14 protein-coding genes are annotated in these 16,456 nt (G+C 56.6%); 9 read left to right on the top strand and 5 right to left on the bottom strand.

From position 1 onward, the window contains the following. Positions 1-4: 4 nt before the first annotated feature. Entirely contained in the window at positions 5-1,699 is a 1,695-nt protein-coding gene (locus ACI5GA_RS15480) for a molecular chaperone HscC (protein ID WP_421423291.1), read from the bottom strand. 250 nt (positions 1,700-1,949) lie between these two features. Between ACI5GA_RS15480 and ACI5GA_RS15475 the strand changes: the two genes are divergently transcribed. The 9 genes from ACI5GA_RS15475 to ACI5GA_RS15435 all read left to right on the top strand — a co-directional run bounded on the left by ACI5GA_RS15475 (position 1,950) and on the right by ACI5GA_RS15435 (position 7,513). Then, positions 1,950-2,375, top strand: coding sequence for a DUF1795 domain-containing protein (locus tag ACI5GA_RS15475; protein ID WP_421423289.1), 426 nt, complete (start codon positions 1,950-1,952; stop codon positions 2,373-2,375). Positions 2,376-2,416: 41 nt separating this feature from the next. Beyond that, complete coding sequence (locus tag ACI5GA_RS15470; RefSeq protein WP_421423287.1) at positions 2,417-3,778, top strand: PAAR domain-containing protein; 1,362 nt, start codon at positions 2,417-2,419, stop codon at positions 3,776-3,778. Then, positions 3,768-4,001, top strand: coding sequence for a hypothetical protein (locus ACI5GA_RS15465; protein ID WP_421423285.1), 234 nt, complete (start codon positions 3,768-3,770; stop codon positions 3,999-4,001). Before ACI5GA_RS15470 ends, ACI5GA_RS15465 begins: the two co-directional genes overlap by 11 nt. Continuing rightward, positions 3,998-4,456, top strand: coding sequence for a GTP pyrophosphokinase (locus tag ACI5GA_RS15460; RefSeq protein ID WP_421423283.1), 459 nt, complete (start codon positions 3,998-4,000; stop codon positions 4,454-4,456). Before ACI5GA_RS15465 ends, ACI5GA_RS15460 begins: the two co-directional genes overlap by 4 nt. Before the next feature lie 221 nt (positions 4,457-4,677). Beyond that, positions 4,678-5,121, top strand: a complete 444-nt coding sequence (locus ACI5GA_RS15455) for a DcrB-related protein (RefSeq protein WP_421423281.1) — start codon at positions 4,678-4,680, stop codon at positions 5,119-5,121. A 3-nt stretch (positions 5,122-5,124) separates the two neighbouring features. Continuing rightward, positions 5,125-6,384: a PAAR domain-containing protein gene (locus tag ACI5GA_RS15450; RefSeq protein ID WP_421423279.1), complete on the top strand. Its 1,260-nt coding sequence runs from the start codon at positions 5,125-5,127 to the stop codon at positions 6,382-6,384. Then, positions 6,381-6,776 carry a DUF6911 family protein gene (locus ACI5GA_RS15445; protein WP_421423277.1) on the top strand — a complete coding sequence of 132 codons (396 nt, stop codon included), beginning with the start codon at positions 6,381-6,383 and terminating at the stop codon, positions 6,774-6,776. Before ACI5GA_RS15450 ends, ACI5GA_RS15445 begins: the two co-directional genes overlap by 4 nt. Positions 6,777-6,807: 31 nt before the next feature. Next, positions 6,808-7,176 carry a hypothetical protein gene (locus ACI5GA_RS15440; protein WP_421423275.1) on the top strand — a complete coding sequence of 123 codons (369 nt, stop codon included), beginning with the start codon at positions 6,808-6,810 and terminating at the stop codon, positions 7,174-7,176. 13 nt (positions 7,177-7,189) lie between these two features. Further along, on the top strand, positions 7,190-7,513 hold the full coding sequence (locus ACI5GA_RS15435) for a hypothetical protein (protein ID WP_421423273.1): 324 nt from the start codon (positions 7,190-7,192) through the stop codon (positions 7,511-7,513). 13 nt (positions 7,514-7,526) lie between these two features. Here the strand turns inward: ACI5GA_RS15435 and ACI5GA_RS15430 are convergent, their stop codons facing one another. The 4 genes from ACI5GA_RS15430 to ACI5GA_RS15415 form a co-directional block, all read right to left on the bottom strand. Further along, on the bottom strand, positions 7,527-8,786 hold the full coding sequence (locus ACI5GA_RS15430; protein WP_421423166.1) for an IS256 family transposase: 1,260 nt from the start codon (positions 8,784-8,786) through the stop codon (positions 7,527-7,529). A gap of 228 nt (positions 8,787-9,014) precedes the next feature. After that, positions 9,015-10,955, bottom strand: a complete 1,941-nt coding sequence (locus ACI5GA_RS15425) for a type VI secretion system Vgr family protein (RefSeq protein WP_421423271.1) — start codon at positions 10,953-10,955, stop codon at positions 9,015-9,017. A 715-nt stretch (positions 10,956-11,670) separates the two neighbouring features. Continuing rightward, on the bottom strand, positions 11,671-12,096 hold the full coding sequence (locus ACI5GA_RS15420; RefSeq protein WP_421423269.1) for a hypothetical protein: 426 nt from the start codon (positions 12,094-12,096) through the stop codon (positions 11,671-11,673). Between the two features lie 357 nt (positions 12,097-12,453). Next, complete coding sequence (locus tag ACI5GA_RS15415; RefSeq protein ID WP_421423267.1) at positions 12,454-16,413, bottom strand: RHS repeat-associated core domain-containing protein; 3,960 nt, start codon at positions 16,411-16,413, stop codon at positions 12,454-12,456. Positions 16,414-16,456 lie beyond the last annotated feature (43 nt).

Genomic DNA, 16,456 nt, shown 5'->3' with positions numbered 1-16,456 from the left:
GCGTTCACCAGTCACCCCGCTCGAAACGCTCGACCTGTTCGACCAGCCGCTTGCGCACCTCGCTGATCTGGCGCTCATCCTGGGTTTCCAGCACGCGCTGAAACTGGTTGGCCCAAGAGCCGACCAGTTCACGGGCGTCGCCCAGATATTCCTGATACAGACGCTCCAGACGCGCGGTCAGGTGGGTGTTCACTTGCTGCTCGCGAGGGTGAATCTTCAGTGAGTTCAGCGCGTTCAGGCGCTCTTGAATCTCATCGGGGGTGAGAACGCCCGGGTTGTTCTCGATCACCAGCGTGTGCGCTTCGCCCGTCAGCGGAATGCGCACATCGGCCTCCAGAATGCCGTTGTTGTCGTAGGTGAAGCGCACATCCAGTTCGACTTCTCCGGCAGGGCGGCGCGGCACCTTGATCTCCAGCTCGCCCAGCGCGACGTTGTCTTTCACCTTGCGGCTTTCGCCCTGAAAGATCTTTACGATGACAAAGGACTGATGATCATTGACCGTATTCACGGTTTTCACCCGGCTGACCGGCACCACGGTGTTGCGCTCGATGATCGGCAGGTAATGGCCGGATTCGTAATGTTCACCAATGCGGTGCGTGGTTTCGATCCCCAGCGTGTAGGGGCAGACATCGGTCAGAACCACCTCCTCCAGCGCCGAGTCTCGTGCCTTCAACGCTGCCTGAATCGCAGCGCCTTGAGCGACCACTTCATCCGGGTTGAGGGTGATCGACGGAAAGCGCCCGAACAGGCTGGCTGTTAGTTTGCGAATCAGTGGCATGCGCGTGGTGCCACCCACCAGCAGGATTTCGTCCAGATCGGCAACGCGGATGCGCGCATCACGCAGAGCGCGTTCAATGGGGGCGCGCAGGCGGTCCATCAGTGGGGCGTACAGTTCGATCAACTGATCCTGAGTGATGGATTTGCGCCATTCCTGATCGGCGTGGCGCAGCACGAAGTCGACGCTCGCCTCCTGCCCCAAGGCTTTGCGCACGCGTTCGGCTTCTCGACGCAACGCTTGCTTGACCGAGGGCGTCGCCGGAAAGTTCGCTTCGTTCTTGTGCAGCGCCACGAAGTGATCCAGCAGCAGGGTGTCGAAGTCTTCGCCGCCCAGAAAGTTGTCCCCGGCGCTGGCGCGCACTTCCATCACGCCGTCGAACAGCTCCAGAATCGACACGTCGAACGTGCCGCCTCCCAGATCGAACACCAGAAACGACGTTTCGCTGTCTTTCTGATGCAGGCCATACGCAAGCGCGGCGGCGGTCGGCTCGTTGATCAGCTTGTCCACCTTCAACCCCGCCAGCTCACCGGCCACCCGGGTTGCCTTGCGTTGTGCATCGCTGAAATACGCCGGGACGCTGATGACCGCTTCGGTCACCGGCTCGCCGAAAGCACGTTCCACATCGGCTTTCAGGCTCTTGAGCACCAGTGCCGACAGCTCTTCGGCCCGATAACTGCGCGTTCCGAGTTTCACTTCATGCGCACTGCCCATGTGTCGCTTGAACAGCGCGGTGGTCAGTGTCGGATGGGTTTGCAAACGCTCGCGTGCGGCCTTGCCCACCAGCACATGCCCCTCGTCATCCAGCCCGACCACGCTGGGCGTCAACAACTCGCCCAGCGCGTTGCTGACCAATTGAGTGGCGCCATCACGCCAGATGGCGACCAGGCTGTTGGTGGTACCCAGATCAATACCGACGATCATGTCGAACGTGCTCCTTGCGGGACTGCTGTGTCTGTTTGAATCAGACGAATGAACAAGTGGGGTGATTAGAGGCTATCGGCGGGGTGGTGTGGGGCTTGAGTGGGGCGGTCCGTCAGATTCGCATGCTGGAACGAGCACCGATACACATTCTCGGTCATTCTTCCGGTCCTTTTCCTTGCTTGTCAGCCAGCATTGCCCGAAAATTTTGCGTTCTTAGAGCCACTCACCTACACGGACAGTAACCCTTCTCATGACGCCTTATCGCATTCAAGAAGCTGACCTCGAAATTCCCGAAACCTGGCAGGACCAGAGCATCAATATCTTCAAACTGCCTGCGGTGGGAGGGGCGAAAGAAGCCAGTTTCGTGATCAGCCGGGATGCGGGGCAAGGTGAAGCATCGTTCGCCGATTACGTCGCCAACCAACTGAAAAGCGCCGAACAGCAATTACCCGGCTTCAAGCTCGCCCAGACCTGGGATTTCGTGCTGCACGGCCACACCGCCACTTTGATCGATTACACCTGGCAACGAGAAGGGCGCGAGCTGATGCTGCGCCAGGTGTTCATCGAGCGTAAGCCTGCGGTGTTGATCACCACCCTGACCACCACGCCCGGGGATCTGATTCATCATGAGCCTGCGTGGAAACAGGCAATGGCGACGTTGACGCCGAGGTCATGACTCGCTGACGTGATTGATTCGATCAAGGAAGACGTAACGCAATGGATGCTCAAGCAGCAGCACGGTTAGGCGATGAGATAGCCCACGGTTTCGGGGTCGCGGCGATGATCGGCGGCGCCGTGGCAGGGGCGTTGATCGGTGCTGCGGTGGTCGCGGCAACGGTTGCCACGGGCGGTGTCGCATTGGCGATCATGGCCGGCTCCATCGCAGCAGGCGGTCTGTCGATGTTCCAGATCGTCAAAGGTCTGAGCACCATTTTCAATTTGCCGGAACCCACGACCGGGGCACTTATTCGAGGCAGCCCCGACGTCTACATCAACTTGCGTAACGCCATGCGTGCGGGTGAGGACGTCTCGTCGTCCTGTAGCGGCCTGCCGCTCAATCATCCCTTGTGGCCGTTTCCCGTGCTTATCGCCGAAGGCAGTGCGACGGTCTACATCAACGGCAGCCCGGCAGCGCGGCTGCACAGCAAAATGGTGTGCGGCGCACACATCAAGACAGGCAGCGAAGACACTTTCATCGGCGGGCCAACCCTCTCCGTGGCGTTCGTGCTCGACATTGAAGGCTGGATGCATACCGGGCTTGAAGCACTGGGTCTGATTGCAGCAGGCGCCGGGCTGGTGCTCGCGGCGATGGCGGGTGTGGCCGCCTTGGCAGGTTTTGTCGTGATCGGTGGCGCGGTCATGGGCGGCATGGCTCTACTCGGCGATCTGGGTGACCGCCTCGGGCCGGGCTACCGGGATCTGCTGCAAGGCGTTGCGGGGATGGCGTTGTTGGGGGTGGGGCCAAAAATGGCGAAGCTGGGCAAGCCCACAGCTCCCAAAACGTTCGAGGAGATCTACGCCCGGGCGCCCGCGGCCAAAGCCGAGATCGACGCGGTTGCTGATGAAATCGCAGCTCAGTACGGGGGTAAAGTGGCCAAGGCGCCGATCAAGTCCCAAGCGCGAGCGCTGGAGAAAATCAACAACGATTACGACGGCGATCCGACGCGCATCAAGGACCTCGCACGCAACACCATCATTGTTGAAGCCGATCAGGTGCAGACGGTCGCCGCCGAACTGAGCAGCCGAGGCGCCAACGTCAAGATCATCGACGGCGCCACTAACGAAATGGGCTACAGCGGGGTGAACTCGACCCTGCCGACCCGCGCAGGTATCCCCGGAGAAATACAGGTAAACTCGCCCGAAATGATCTATGCCAAAGAGCCGGAACCGCTGGCCCGAGCGCTGCTGGGTAATGACACCTACGACGCTGTCGCTGCGAAGACGGACGTGCCGGGCGGTCTTGGGCATAAGTATTACGAGGATTTCAGGGTATTGGACAAATCCAGCCCTGAAGCGCAAGCGATCGCAGACAAGAGCAAAGCGTATTACGACGCGGTGAGAGGTGGCAGTGGGAATTAAGGACCTGAGTGCATTTGCCTCGCGAGACGTGTACCTGGATTACGACTTCGAAGAGGTGACCTATCGTTGGGATCACCTGACCCAAACGGCCTATGTCCGATTCTATGGCGCTGACGAAAGTGCCAGGCCGGTGTCGACCGATAATCGCCTCTACAACGATGCCGTGCTCTACGGTCGAGAAATCACCAAAGACGAATACGAGAAAGGATTTCCGCGCCGATGAACGCTCTCGACACGGCCATCGCGCTCGCCTGCAAGGCGCACGCCGGGCAGGTGGATAAGTCCGGTAAACCCTACATCCTTCATCCGCTGCGATTGATGATGCGCTTCGACGACGAAGACGCTCAGATTGCCAGCGTATTGCATGACGTGGTCGAGGATTCCGACGTGACGCTGGAGGCGTTGCGGGAGGCCGGCATTTCGGAGCGGGTCATTGAGGCCATCGACTGCCTGACCAAACGGCCGGGTGAGGTCTATGAAGACTTTATCGCGCGCATCCTCTCCAACCCCTTGGCACGGCGAGTCAAGATCGCTGACATTCGCGACAATCTGGATTTGACCCGGTTGCCGACCGTTACGGAAAAGGATTTGCAACGAGCGGCCAAGTATCACCGTGCGCTTTCTAGCCTGTTGGGCGCAGGTGATGATAGCGCCGTAACTTCTCTCGGCAGTGCTTAAACGTCCAGCCGATATTTCTCAGGGTTACCCCATGTGCGCCGGTCAAGGACTGCGCACCTTTCGGAAAGGTCCTACGGTGCCGCGAGGCCGTAGCCGACTTCATCGCGCTCCAGCAACGGGCATAAACACGTCCCGAAGAGGGCGATTCGATACAACTCCGGCAGGTCAGGAGGTTGGTGAGCGCTCTCACCCGATCCTCTCCCGCACGGAACGCTCTCGCGATGATGCCCTATCGAATTCAGGAAGCTGATCTCGACATCCCCCAAGGCTGGCACGACCAGACTTTCAACATCTTCAAACTGCCCGCCGAAGGCGACGCCCAAGAGGCCAGCTTCGTCATCAGTCGTGACGCCATCGGTACTCACGGCACCTTTGTTGACTACGTCACTAACCAGTTGGCCAGCGCTGAACAGCAGCTACCTGGCTTCAAGCTCTTGCAGAGCTGGGACTTCGAACTGCATGGCTTTCCTGCTGCGCTCGCCGATTACCTCTGGGAGCGGGAAGGGCACGAGTTGATGCTGCGCCAAGTCTTCGTCCAGCATGGCAAAACTGTTCTGGTCACCAGTCTGACTACGACCCTCAACGACCTGCCACACCACGAGACAGCATGGAAGAAGACCATGCACTCGCTCACGATGCGCCCCCTGCCTGCTGACGACGCCTAAGCGATGGCGAACGACTCCACATCCGAGGGGGCGACGGCCGCTCGGCCTGCCGCACGCGTTGGAGACGAGATTGCTCATGGTTTCGGCCTCGCGGGCATGATCACCGGGGCGGTCGCCGGAGCCTTGATCGGCGCTGCGGTATTGGTCGCGACCGCAGCAACAGGCGGCCTTGCGCTGGCGATCATGGGTGGCGCGATTGCCGGTGGCGGCTTGTCCGTCCTGCAGGTCGTGAAGGGCCTGAGCACTGTTTTCGACTGGCCAGAACCCACGACCGGCAAATTGGCAAGCGGCAGCCCCGACGTCTTCATCAACGGCAGACCCGCCGTGCGTGCAGGCGAAGATGTCGCGTCATCCTGCACGGGCCTTGCGCTCAATCACCCGATGTGGCCGTTTCAAGTCACCGTCGCCGAAGGCAGCGCCACAGTCTTCATCAATGGCAAACCTGCTGCACGTGTGGGTAGAAAGCTGGTATGCGGCGCGCATATCAAGACGGGTAGCGACAACGTCTTTATCGGCGGCGCAACGGTGTCAGTCGCGTTCGTCCTGGACGTTGAAGGCTGGATGAAAACCGGGCTTGAGGTCTTGGGCGTCGCTGCCGTGGGTGCCGCCGCTGTATTGGCAGCGGTGGTCGGTGCGACGGCGCTTGCAAGTGTGGTCGTTGCCGGAGCACTGGTTATGGGCGGAATGGCACTGCTGGGTGAACTGGGAGATCGATTCGGGCCGGGCTATCGCGACCTGCTGCAAGGTGTGGCGGGGATGGGGCCGAAGGTTGCGACTCAAGGTACGCCCTACGTCGTCGCGCATGTTAAGGAGGTGAAGTTATATAAACGTTATGAAATTCGTGAATTACGGGACGAGCCTGTGGTGTTCGCGGAGGCAAAGATCGGCAAGTTTGTGTTTAGGGACACCAACCAGCGAGCTAGACCTGCAGCCAAATCGGAGCCAAACCACCTTACGTTGATAAGTGAGGAAGTCGCTGCTAATGCTTCAAAGAACTCTAAGCCCTACCCAAATGGAAATATGGCCGATGCCCATGCTGAGGTAGGCGTTATTCAGCAAGCATATGAAGCTGGTTTGACAAAGGGTGCGGACATGGTAATAAAAGTTGTAGGTAAAAATGTGTGCAGCTATTGTAAGTCTGATCTGATTTTGATGGCAAAAGCTGCGGGGTTAAGGTCTCTTACCGTAAATGAGGATTTGTCTGGTAAAGCCCTTATCTGGAGGCTGGGTATGGAGCGTTTTTCTGGGAGTAAGGTTAAATGAAATTTCTAATTTCGTGGACGTCAATGAACGGTGGCTCAATGAGTGGCGGAAGTGACTATGTAACGGACTGGAATTCCGTTCTTCGACTGCTAGAGTCGTTGCGAACAAGCCCTGGAACGATGTGTTTGGAAAATTTTGACTCTCCTGCTATTAGTCCCATAAGCGTCGATTTAATTGCCGAAGGTGGCATTTATCTAGTTACGCTGCTGGAAAAAAATGCTGATGGTAATCATGTCAGATCGTATTTTAATCCGGCGGTGAAGCGTGAAATGGTAGATTTGCTTGGGGATTTCTGGGATGCACGCCAGCTTACCGATGATTTTGATTTCGTTTGTATGGTGTTTGGCGAGTTTTTTAAAACAGGCGATGTTTCTCATCAATGGCTGAGCTAGATTCGTTTTGTTTAGCAAAAAAGAAAAATATGTGAACAGCAGGGACAATATTCTGCAACTCGCGTTGACCAACAATGCATTGGAAAAATTTATCGTTGGTGAGCCACCCTATTTCCAAAAGGGCAAAACGGACAACGAAGAGCCGCAGAATGTGATGGGCGCTTTCGACCAATTGGTAGTGCGCCACTGGCGCGAAACTCACGACGCAAGGTTTGCGAGCCAGTTTGTGGCCGCGCAGCTCAGCGCGCTTGCGACCTGCCCGGACGCCAATCGCGCGATGTATATGGTATCGGATTGGCTCTGGTACTACCGTTTTTGCCTGACCAAAACGTCCGTGACAAGCTGGGAGGCCCGGATTTTGTGCCGGCCCACCCCTAGATTCCGGCAGGCTCAATCGTAGGAGTGACAATTTAATGCATGCCATAAAACTCATGGCTGATTATTACTGTCACCCGCTTTGGCATGCTTGCGGTAACGAAGTCGGCGACATAGATCCTCGCGACCTTCCTCTCTCCAGCGAGTTGCAAACCGGGCTGGAAAAGTGGGCGGTGATGTATGACGAAACGTTAGATAAGGAAGTACCGCAGGATTCTGGATTTCTATCTGAGGCGCTTGAGTTGTGTTTCAAAGCCGAAGGGCATCGATTGGCGCGATGCCTCCGAGAGGAGTTGGGAGAGGGCTACATCGTCAGGGAGTATCAGTTTTTTTGTGTTCGGGCTGGTCTGGCCTGCCGTTAGGCAGGCCGTTGTTTCACCAGCTTGGTCTGGTAAAACGGTCTCCATAGAGAATCGCAAACTGGTTAAGCGCCACTTTCCAGTCGTGTGCCGCACGGCTCCAATCCGCAGTGATATTGCGTAACGCCAGCCAGATCAATTTTGTCGCGGCATCATCTGTCGGGAAGTGCCCACGAGTCTTGATGATCTTTCGCAACTGAGCGTTGATGCTTTCGATGGCGTTGGTCGTGTAGACCACTTTACGGATGGCTGGCGGGAAGACAAAGAACGGGATCACCCGATCCCAGGCACGACGCCACGCAGCGACTACTGTCGGATACTGTTTGCCCCAAGGCCCTGCTTCAAAGGCGTTCAGCTCTTGTTCCGCAGCATCAGCGTTGATCGCCTGGTAAATAGGCTTGAGCGCTTTGGCCAGCGGACGGCGTTTATCCCAAGCCGCGTAATCAAGACTGTTTCGGATCAGATGCACGATGCAGGTTTGCAGCGTGGTGGCAGGAAAAACCGCTCCCAAGGCCTCCGGTATGCCTTTGAGCCCGTCAGTGACGGCGATCAGAACATCTTCAACGCCTCGCGTTTTTAGATCGTTGAACACCTTCATCCAGAACTTCGCGCCCTCTGTGCTCTCGATCCAGATACCCAAGATGTCACGCGTGCCATCCGGCAATACGCCCAGCGCCAGATATATCGCCTTGTTGCGCACCAAGCCCTCATCACGGATCTTCACTCGCAATGCATCGAAGAAGATGACCGGATACATCGGTTCCAAAGGGCGCTGCTGCCATGCTCCAACCTCATCCAGCACAGCATCCGTCACCGAGCTGATGAAATCGTGCGATACATCTGTTCCGTACTGCTCCGCCAGAAAAGCGCGTATCTCACGCACCGTCATGCCGCGGGCGTACATGGCGATAATCTTGTCGTCAAAGCCGGTAAAACGGCGTTCGTGTTTGGGAATCAGGATGGGAGCGAAGCTGCCGTCTCGGTCTCTGGGAATGTCCAGGCGAAGCGGCCCATCGTCGGTGAGCACCGTTTTGCCGCTTTTGCCGTTGCGCTGGTTGGTCGAATCCTCGGGGCGCTCCGCGCCCTGAGGATAGCCAAGGTGCTGCCCCAGTTCGGCACCTAAGGCGCGCTCGATCAGCGCTTTTTTGAACGCCATCGAGGCATCCTGAATGGCTTCGGCGCTCATCGGCCCCTTAACGAACTGGTCGATGATCTCTTGGGGAATCGAGGGCAGCTCTCTCGATGTTGCACTGGCAGCTTTCTTTTTGGTCGGCATACATGCACCTCTAGCTACATGTTAGGCCCGAACACAAAATTTCTGACAGTCTCCATCGTCATTGAGCATCTCTAGCACCCCCGGGGCACTTTAAAAGCTGTCGTTCGGATAGGTTATTGATCAGATGATTTTTTGTAGATGCCATGCTTTCATTTCGGGCATATCGAGCCGTGATTACTTCCAGTCAGTCCCGCTCTGGGCGCTGATCCCCCAGCGCCCAGATCTCACCTACTCGGGTTTCTTGGGACTCGACAGACTTGCCTTCAAATCACCCCTGATTTTCTCCTCATCGCCTTCACCCCTCTTGTCCACTTCCTTCGCCCCGCCTGAGTTCAGATCCAGCCGGGGGCTGTCGATGTCAGCTTTAGTGCTCGCAAAAACCTTGAACGTCGTCCCGGAAATACTAATCTCCCCATTCGCATTCATCTCCAGCACGCTTTGGCCGCATACCAAGCGAATTTGGCTGCCTGCCTCGATCAGATAACGGGTGGCGATACTGTCGGACTTCTCACCGCCTACTTGCAATCGGTCATCGCGCTTCACGCCGCGTTTACGGTCTCGACCGATTTTCACGATCTCGTCGTTACCGATTTCTTTATGCCGGTCATGCCCAACGCTGTGGCTCTCATCCACCTCCACCACAATGTCCTGATTCCGCTCGGCATGGATATACAGTTGCTCCTCGCCCTTCTTGTCCTCCATACGGATTTCGTTGTAGTTCGAGGGCGTGCCGCCCTTGCTGGACCGGCTTTTCATCCCGCTCTGCGTGGCGTTGGCAGGCAGATCGTAGGGAACGGTTTGTTCGGCGTTGTAGACGCGCCCGGTGATGATCGGTCGATCAGGATCACCCTCCAGAAAGCTGACGATCACCTCCTGGCCGATGCGCGGGATCTGCACCGAGCCCCAGTTCTTACCGGCCCAGGCCTGTGACACACGAATCCAGCAGGAGCTGTTCTCGTCAGCGTTATCGTGACGGTCCCAATGAAAATGCACCTTCACTTGCCCATGAGGATTGGTGCTGATTTCGTCATCTTTGTAGCCAACGACTTTGGCCGTTTGCGGGCCCCTGATCATGGGGCGCTGCGTGCTGAGCTGTGAACGGAAGCTCTGCTGAGCATCAATGCAGACCAGTTTGCTTTCGAATTGCAGGTCTGCGGAGGCTGAGCCCGTTTCCACGTTCTCCTGTTTGATCTCGTATTGGCTACGAACGATGAGGTATTCGCGGTTCTGATCCTTACGGCTCAGGCCGGTGAGATTGAACAAATGTCCGGCACCCAAGCCGCGTGCATTACCCTCAAGTTTGATGCGCTCGTGTAAGCATTGAATCGCTTCGAGGCGAACGCGAGCGTAGTGTTCGCCGTCCTCGCTTTGCAGGTAGCAGCCCGGATAGTCGAACAGCTTGTGATCACCTGCGGCATGGGGCCGAGGCATGGCCGAGCGCACCTCGATGCGTGCACTGGGGCGCTGAAAGTCGTAGTCGTTGAGCTCCAGCGAACCCGACTGAACCTCCTGCGCCATTTCCCAGCCGGTGATGTGGTCACGCTCACGATGTTGGCTGTCGGGTGGGTAAAACGGCACTGACTCATAGCCTGGTACTGGCGAGTGGGCGTTGTAACCGTCGGCCAGTACCAAAATGTGCCGGTCTTTTTCCTGGCGGAAGTAGTAATAAATCCCTTCCTGTTCCATTAAGCGGCTGACGAAGTCGAAGCTGTTTTCCCGGTACTGCACGCAGTATTCCCACACGCGGTACGTGTGTCCTAAGGTGAACTCTGCATCAGAAAAACCCAAATCGTCGAACACCTGCTTGATGATCTGCGGCACGGTCAGGTGCTGAAAAATCCGGCAATCAGAGGTGCGAGTGAGCAACCACAGCCAAGGACGCAGTATGACCTGATAGCTGGCGAACTGGCCTGTGTCGGCCGTCTGACTGCAACGCGCGACCAGCCCATGGAAATGCCGGTAATCGCCGTCGTTCAATTGCATGGCGACACTCATCGGTTGACCGAGCAATTGGTTAAGATCGATGTCGTGATCATCGGACGTCAGGTGCAGGGTGTACTCGAACAGACGGCCCAGTTCATCGTGGCCCTCCATTTTTTTTAGCAGCAAGACATCGGGTCCAAGAGGGCTGCTGATTTGGGTCAGGCGGGAGAGCTGAGCGAACTTCATGTCAGTATCTCGTTATGCAAATGAGCGTGGGAAGCGTCCTACAGAGACTGGGCACAATACTACGGACTCAAGGGTTTTTAGTGGGTAAGTTTTTAAGATTGCGTTTCCTCATGGGTTAAAAATGCTGGCATATGGACATCTTTAGTGGGGTTGGGTTGATGGCTGAATCGAGCTGTATAACTCGGCGAGGCTTAGTCATCTGGCCAAGTGTCTTTGATTCCTCTCGATTTGGCATAGAAATAAAGAACAGCACGACTCGCAATCAGTAAGAAACCTACGATTGCTGCAGTCCACCATGAGTCGCCTAGGTACGATTCTAATACGTTGTAAAGAATCGCAAAGGGCAGAAGAATAAGGACGCCTATTAGAAAATCTTTCACGGAATTTTGCACCTTGCTTTCGGTTGTTTTTTGTTCCATACATTTTGGCGTATCTTCACGCAGCACCAAGCTGTAGTACCAGTTCTTGCTCTGAGGACTGCTTTTTAGCCAAATTCCGCTGCGGATCTTATTAAATGTATTTCTGAGTTTTTATTCTTCAAACCATGTGTCTTTTATACCTTTATGGCGTCGATAAAAATATAGAGCCGCACGACTAGAAATTAGCACGGTTATCATGATGATTGCGACCAGCCATGTTTCGCCAAAGTAAATCTGTAATACCTCATTTAGAATTGCAAAGGGCAGCAAGACGAGGATGCCTATGAGAAAATTTTTCACGAGAGTTCGCAGTCCTGTTTTTCGTTTTTTGTGAGGCATTTACCTATTTTTTTGACTATCTGCCATTTAGTCTGAGCCTTAATGGCGTCGCCAATAACTTGTTTGTGGGCGGCTGTGCGGGCAGCCAATTTTGCTGTGCGATTAGCCGTGTTAGCTGCCTGCCCTGATAATGCTCTGAGTGCCTTAGACGATTTCCACATGGTTTTAGCACTACTTAGTGCGCCAGGCGCTACTGTACTAACGGCTGCCGAGGCTGCGACTTGAATACCATTGATATGAACGCAACGCCACTTGATATCCGTCAGCTCCCGGCCATTGTCCCAGTTGTCTTTTACCTGACCCAGCACCTGCGTTCCTACTTGCATTCCAACTTCGATCGCCGCGCCTAGAGCTGTTTTAGCCAACAAACCACTAATAATCACCAACGGAACAATCCCAGCAACTGGTTCAAGTCGATGGCGTTGTCGGTGGACGCGAGTTGCAGGTTGTATTCGAACAGACGGATATAAATATTTTCGCTATTTGCCTCTGTGATAGTTATTTTTTTGCCAGCTAAATATCGCTAAGCAGTAGTTCCTGTAAGTTGCTATTCTTCAAACCATGTGTCCTTGATTCCCTTGCGGCGACGATACAAGAATAGCCCAATTCGGAAAATAAACATTGCAGCTATCACAATAAGAGCTGCGGGCCATGTATCTCCTATGTACGATACTAGTATGTTGTGTAAGATAATGAATGGTAGAAATATCAGTGTATACATTGTAAATAATTTAATTATTTTAAACATTTTGGGGGCACTCCTGGTGCTCGTTCTTGGTCACGCACTTCCCTAAAGCTTTTGCGGTTTGTACGGAGGTTTGGGCTACAACTGCGCTGCCAATAGTTTCAATATGAGCCGCCTTGCGTGCGACTAACTTTGCAGCGCGATTTGCGGTATTAGCTGCTTGTCCGGATATGGTTTTGATGGCTTTTGCTGATTTGAAAATTGTTTTTGCTGATGCGAACATGCCAGGGGCAATAGCTCCGGCGCCGGCTGAAATAGCCACGTGTTTCCAGTTAATATCAATACACCTCCACTTAATATCCGTCAGATCCCTACCTTCATCCCAGTTATCCTTCATCTGCCCCCATACTTGCTTCCCCGCCTGCATACCCACTTCAACCGTCGCGCCAATTGCTGCTCCGATGGCCGCTCTCGCCAACCAAGCCCCCACAATCACCAACGGTATAAACAACCCACTCGGGTCATAAGCAATCGACGGCGCATTCAGCGCATACGCATACCCATTCGGCCCACCCCTTAATCCAATCGGGTCTTGAGTCGCATAGCGACCCGCTTCTGGCAGGTAGTACCGATGGCGGTTGTAGTACAGCCCGCTTTCTTCGTCGTGGTACTGGCCTTGAAAGCGGATCGGTTGGTCGTACGCGCCTCGCTCTGCGGTCACTGCTCGCCAGTCGTCGCTGTCGGCTGACCAGATCACTTGGCCGCGTTCATCGCTCAGTTGCAGTGGCGTGCCGATGTGGTCGGTGTGGAAAAACTGCATGGCAGGCTTGCCCAGTGTTGGCAGGCATTGCACGGGCAGGGGTTGGTCGGCAGCGGCCATGTCTTGGCGTACAGCCAACAACTCCGGGCTGTCAGGCTCGCGGGTCTGTTCGATGCGCAGCAGGGGCACAAAGCTGTCGGGTTCGTGAACGGTGGTGCGCAGCAGGTCGTCGGTGACTTCGGCACATTGGCGTTCGCCGTCCCAGCCGTATCGGGTGATCCGTTGCGTTTCGCCCTCGATCACCCGTTTGCTGATGCGTCGGGAGAGTCCATCGTAGTGGTAGTGCGCTTCGGTGATTTGGCCATCGGCGTGGGTGCGGACCAGATGAACCAGCCGGTCTGCGCCATCGTAGGTCAGGCGCAGGTGCTCTCCATCCGGGCCTTCGCGGGAGGTGAGGTTGCCGTGTGCGTCGAAGCGATACACATGCCCGCCGAAGCGCTCCACCCGATTACCCGCCCAAAGCGATGGCGTGTGAGGCGCTTGAGCGGTGTCTGAGTCGGAGTGAACATATCCCGAGCGGTACAGCTCGTTGTGTTCATGATGCTGATTTGCATCAGTGCTTGGGTTGCCACCGAGGTCGAGTCGGTTGCCTGCTTGATCATAGCTATAACGGCGCACGGGCTGGTTGGCGCGGTGGCTGGCAATCAGTTGGCCGCTCAGGTCGTATTCATAGCGCAGGGCCGGTTTGAGGTTGTCGCCGATGTGGGTCAACTGGCCCAGGCCGTCATAGCGGTAGACGCGTTGCCAGTCGTCTGCCGCGTCACTGTGCAGATGGCTGCGGATCAGGTGGCCGACCGGGTCGTATTCGCGCTGTTGGGTGAACAGGGCCTGGGATGATCCTCGCAGGCGAGCGTCCCTGAATTGCTCGCGATGCATGCCGTCGCGCTCAAACGCCATTTCGATGTGCGCAGCGATGACGCCGTGCAGATGCCCCGAGCCGTAGGTCAGCCAGTTAACCGGCGGGGCGTCGCCGTATTGGGTGCTTTCACGCACGCCCAAGGGGCCATGCTGGTGGGCAACGCTGTAGACCCAACCATCGGCGTGGATCTGGCTTTCCAGTGCGAGGTTACCTGCATCGTCGTAGGCGAATCGCACCTCGCTCTCCGGCGTCTTCACGGTCGCGAGGCGACCATCGGCGTGCCAGGTGTAGTGTTCGGTGAAGCGAGGGCCGCTGTCGGTGGTGGGCAGAGTACGGCTGATCAGGCGGCTGTCGCGGTCGTACTGGTAGTGTGTCTCTCTTCCTTCATCAATCAGCGTCACTCGCTCGTCGGCCAGGTTGTAAACATGCTGCTGGCAGCGCCCGTCGAAACCGATTTCTTCAATGAGCCGGTCGTTGACGTCGTAGGTGAAGGTCGTTGTCTGGCCGTTCTGGTTGGTGTGCGAGCACAAACGACCGGCGGCGTCGTAGCGATAAGTCAGCGTTGCGCCCGCGGCATCGGTGGCGCACAGCAGGCGGTCATAGCGATCCCAACTGAATTGCGTACACACGCCTTGGGCATCGCTGACGTGGGTCTGCCGACCTTGTGCATCATAGCGGTGGGTAACCACGTTGCCATCGGCGGTGGTGACTCGAATGACCTGGCCAATCAGGTTGTGGCTGTAGCGCGATGTCTGCCCGTCTGCATCAGTTTCAGCCACCAAGCGGCCTTCGCCATCGTACTCATAGTGGTGAGTGTGCCCCGAGCAGTCGGTGATGTGGGCGGGCAATCCCAGGCAGTTCCATTGCAGGCGTTTGACACCGCCTTTTTCGTCGATGATTTGGGTGGGTCGGTCAGGCAGGGCAGGGTCTTCATAGTGGTAGCGAGTCGTCCCGCTGGGACCTGTAACACTGATCAGGTTGGCCCGCTCGTCACGCTCGAATATCCATAGGCGGCCCAATCGATCCACCAGCTCGGCGGGTAATCCGGTCTCGGTGTCCAGTGTCACGCGGTAGTTCAGCTTGCCGGGAGACTCTTCTTCCAGCACGCGCCCTTGCCCGTCGAGTCGTCGCCGGGAGACTCGCCCCAGCGGGTCGCGAACAGCGACCTGCCGACCAAACAGATCATGTTCAAATTCCGTGCGGCTGCCGTCGGCGCGGATAAGGGCGGTCCAGCGACGCTCGCCGCCGTCGCCGGAGAACTCGTAACGCTCGATGCGGCCCAGGCTGTCGATCACGTCAGTCGCGTCGGGGTGGTAACGAAATTCCCGTGTCAGCCCCTCCGTTTCGCTTTGTTTTACCACCTTGCCATTAGGGTGGCAGGCATCCCATTCGTAGCGCACTTCCATACCGCCCGGCTCGCCGTGGGCGGTCATGATGTGGTTGGTCCAGTCGAACACCCGAACGATTTCGCCCATGCGATCACGGACGGAAATCAGGTCACCGCTGGCGTTGAACTGGTAGCGCACCAGCCAGTCATGCCCCGTCGCCTGAGGGTTGAAGTGCTCGGGAATCGATCCGTTGCTGCTGGCCAGAATGACACCCGCCAGACGTATGCCATCGTCGGTAGGGCCGGCCTCGCACGCATGTTGATAAACCAGCACATAGCAGCGCCCTACGCAGTCGCGGATGTTGGTCAGAAAACCACGCGGACTCCAGCTGAATACGGTTTGATAGCCGCTGCGGCCAAAGGTCGAATGCAGGCGCCACAGTTGATCGGATTGACGAAAAAAGCACAGATAACTGTTGTCTGCTAGGACCACGACAGCGTTTGGATTGCTCTGGAACTCCTCCGGAACGGGGCTCCAGCGCCCGGACCAGCGCTTGATGTCGCTGTTTTCTGCGGCATTGCCGCCTCGTCGCAGCCAAAGCTGTTCGCTGCCAGAGTACAGAACCTGCCCGGGCAATAGCGCAGGGAATCTGATGCGGCGACCTTGAGCGTCGATCAGCACGCAGGCTTCGGCATTCAGCTCCAGTGCCATGCTTTCGCCCGTCAGCCACCAGCCTTGGCCCAGACGGCTCACTCCGGGGTTGCTGGACAAATAACCCCGGCCAAAGGCGAGCGTATCGGGTGCCATCAATGCGAAATCCACTTCCTCGGGTAGCAATTTGCAGCCTAGCATGGGGTTGACGGGATGGCCGACGCCCGGGACGCATGCAGATGCACGGTCTGCCAGCCCGACGGCGGCGCTGCCGACATGCACGGTAGGTGAGCCGGTCACGATGACGTCGCCAGAGACCTTTTCGCCCACATGAGCGACGGGCATACCAGCGCTCATGACGCCTTCCGTTTCGAGTGGCGAGGATATTGGCGCTTGTAGG

The organism is Pseudomonas sp. Pseu.R1, from assembly GCF_045764065.1.
GTDB lineage: Bacteria > Pseudomonadota > Gammaproteobacteria > Pseudomonadales > Pseudomonadaceae > Aquipseudomonas.
Note: the sequence above shows the minus strand (reverse complement) of the source record. Positions and strands in the feature narration are given on the sequence as shown.

Coding starts and splice junctions, on each gene's coding strand:
- ACI5GA_RS15480 (WP_421423291.1), bottom strand. CDS start 1,699: ATGATCGTCGGTATTGATCTGGGTACCACCAACAGCCTGGTCGCCATC.
- ACI5GA_RS15475 (WP_421423289.1), top strand. CDS start 1,950: ATGACGCCTTATCGCATTCAAGAAGCTGACCTCGAAATTCCCGAAACC.
- ACI5GA_RS15470 (WP_421423287.1), top strand. CDS start 2,417: ATGGATGCTCAAGCAGCAGCACGGTTAGGCGATGAGATAGCCCACGGT.
- ACI5GA_RS15460 (WP_421423283.1), top strand. CDS start 3,998: ATGAACGCTCTCGACACGGCCATCGCGCTCGCCTGCAAGGCGCACGCC.
- ACI5GA_RS15455 (WP_421423281.1), top strand. CDS start 4,678: ATGATGCCCTATCGAATTCAGGAAGCTGATCTCGACATCCCCCAAGGC.
- ACI5GA_RS15450 (WP_421423279.1), top strand. CDS start 5,125: ATGGCGAACGACTCCACATCCGAGGGGGCGACGGCCGCTCGGCCTGCC.
- ACI5GA_RS15445 (WP_421423277.1), top strand. CDS start 6,381: ATGAAATTTCTAATTTCGTGGACGTCAATGAACGGTGGCTCAATGAGT.
- ACI5GA_RS15435 (WP_421423273.1), top strand. CDS start 7,190: ATGCATGCCATAAAACTCATGGCTGATTATTACTGTCACCCGCTTTGG.
- ACI5GA_RS15430 (WP_421423166.1), bottom strand. CDS start 8,786: ATGCCGACCAAAAAGAAAGCTGCCAGTGCAACATCGAGAGAGCTGCCC.
- ACI5GA_RS15425 (WP_421423271.1), bottom strand. CDS start 10,955: ATGAAGTTCGCTCAGCTCTCCCGCCTGACCCAAATCAGCAGCCCTCTT.
- ACI5GA_RS15415 (WP_421423267.1), bottom strand. CDS start 16,413: ATGAGCGCTGGTATGCCCGTCGCTCATGTGGGCGAAAAGGTCTCTGGC.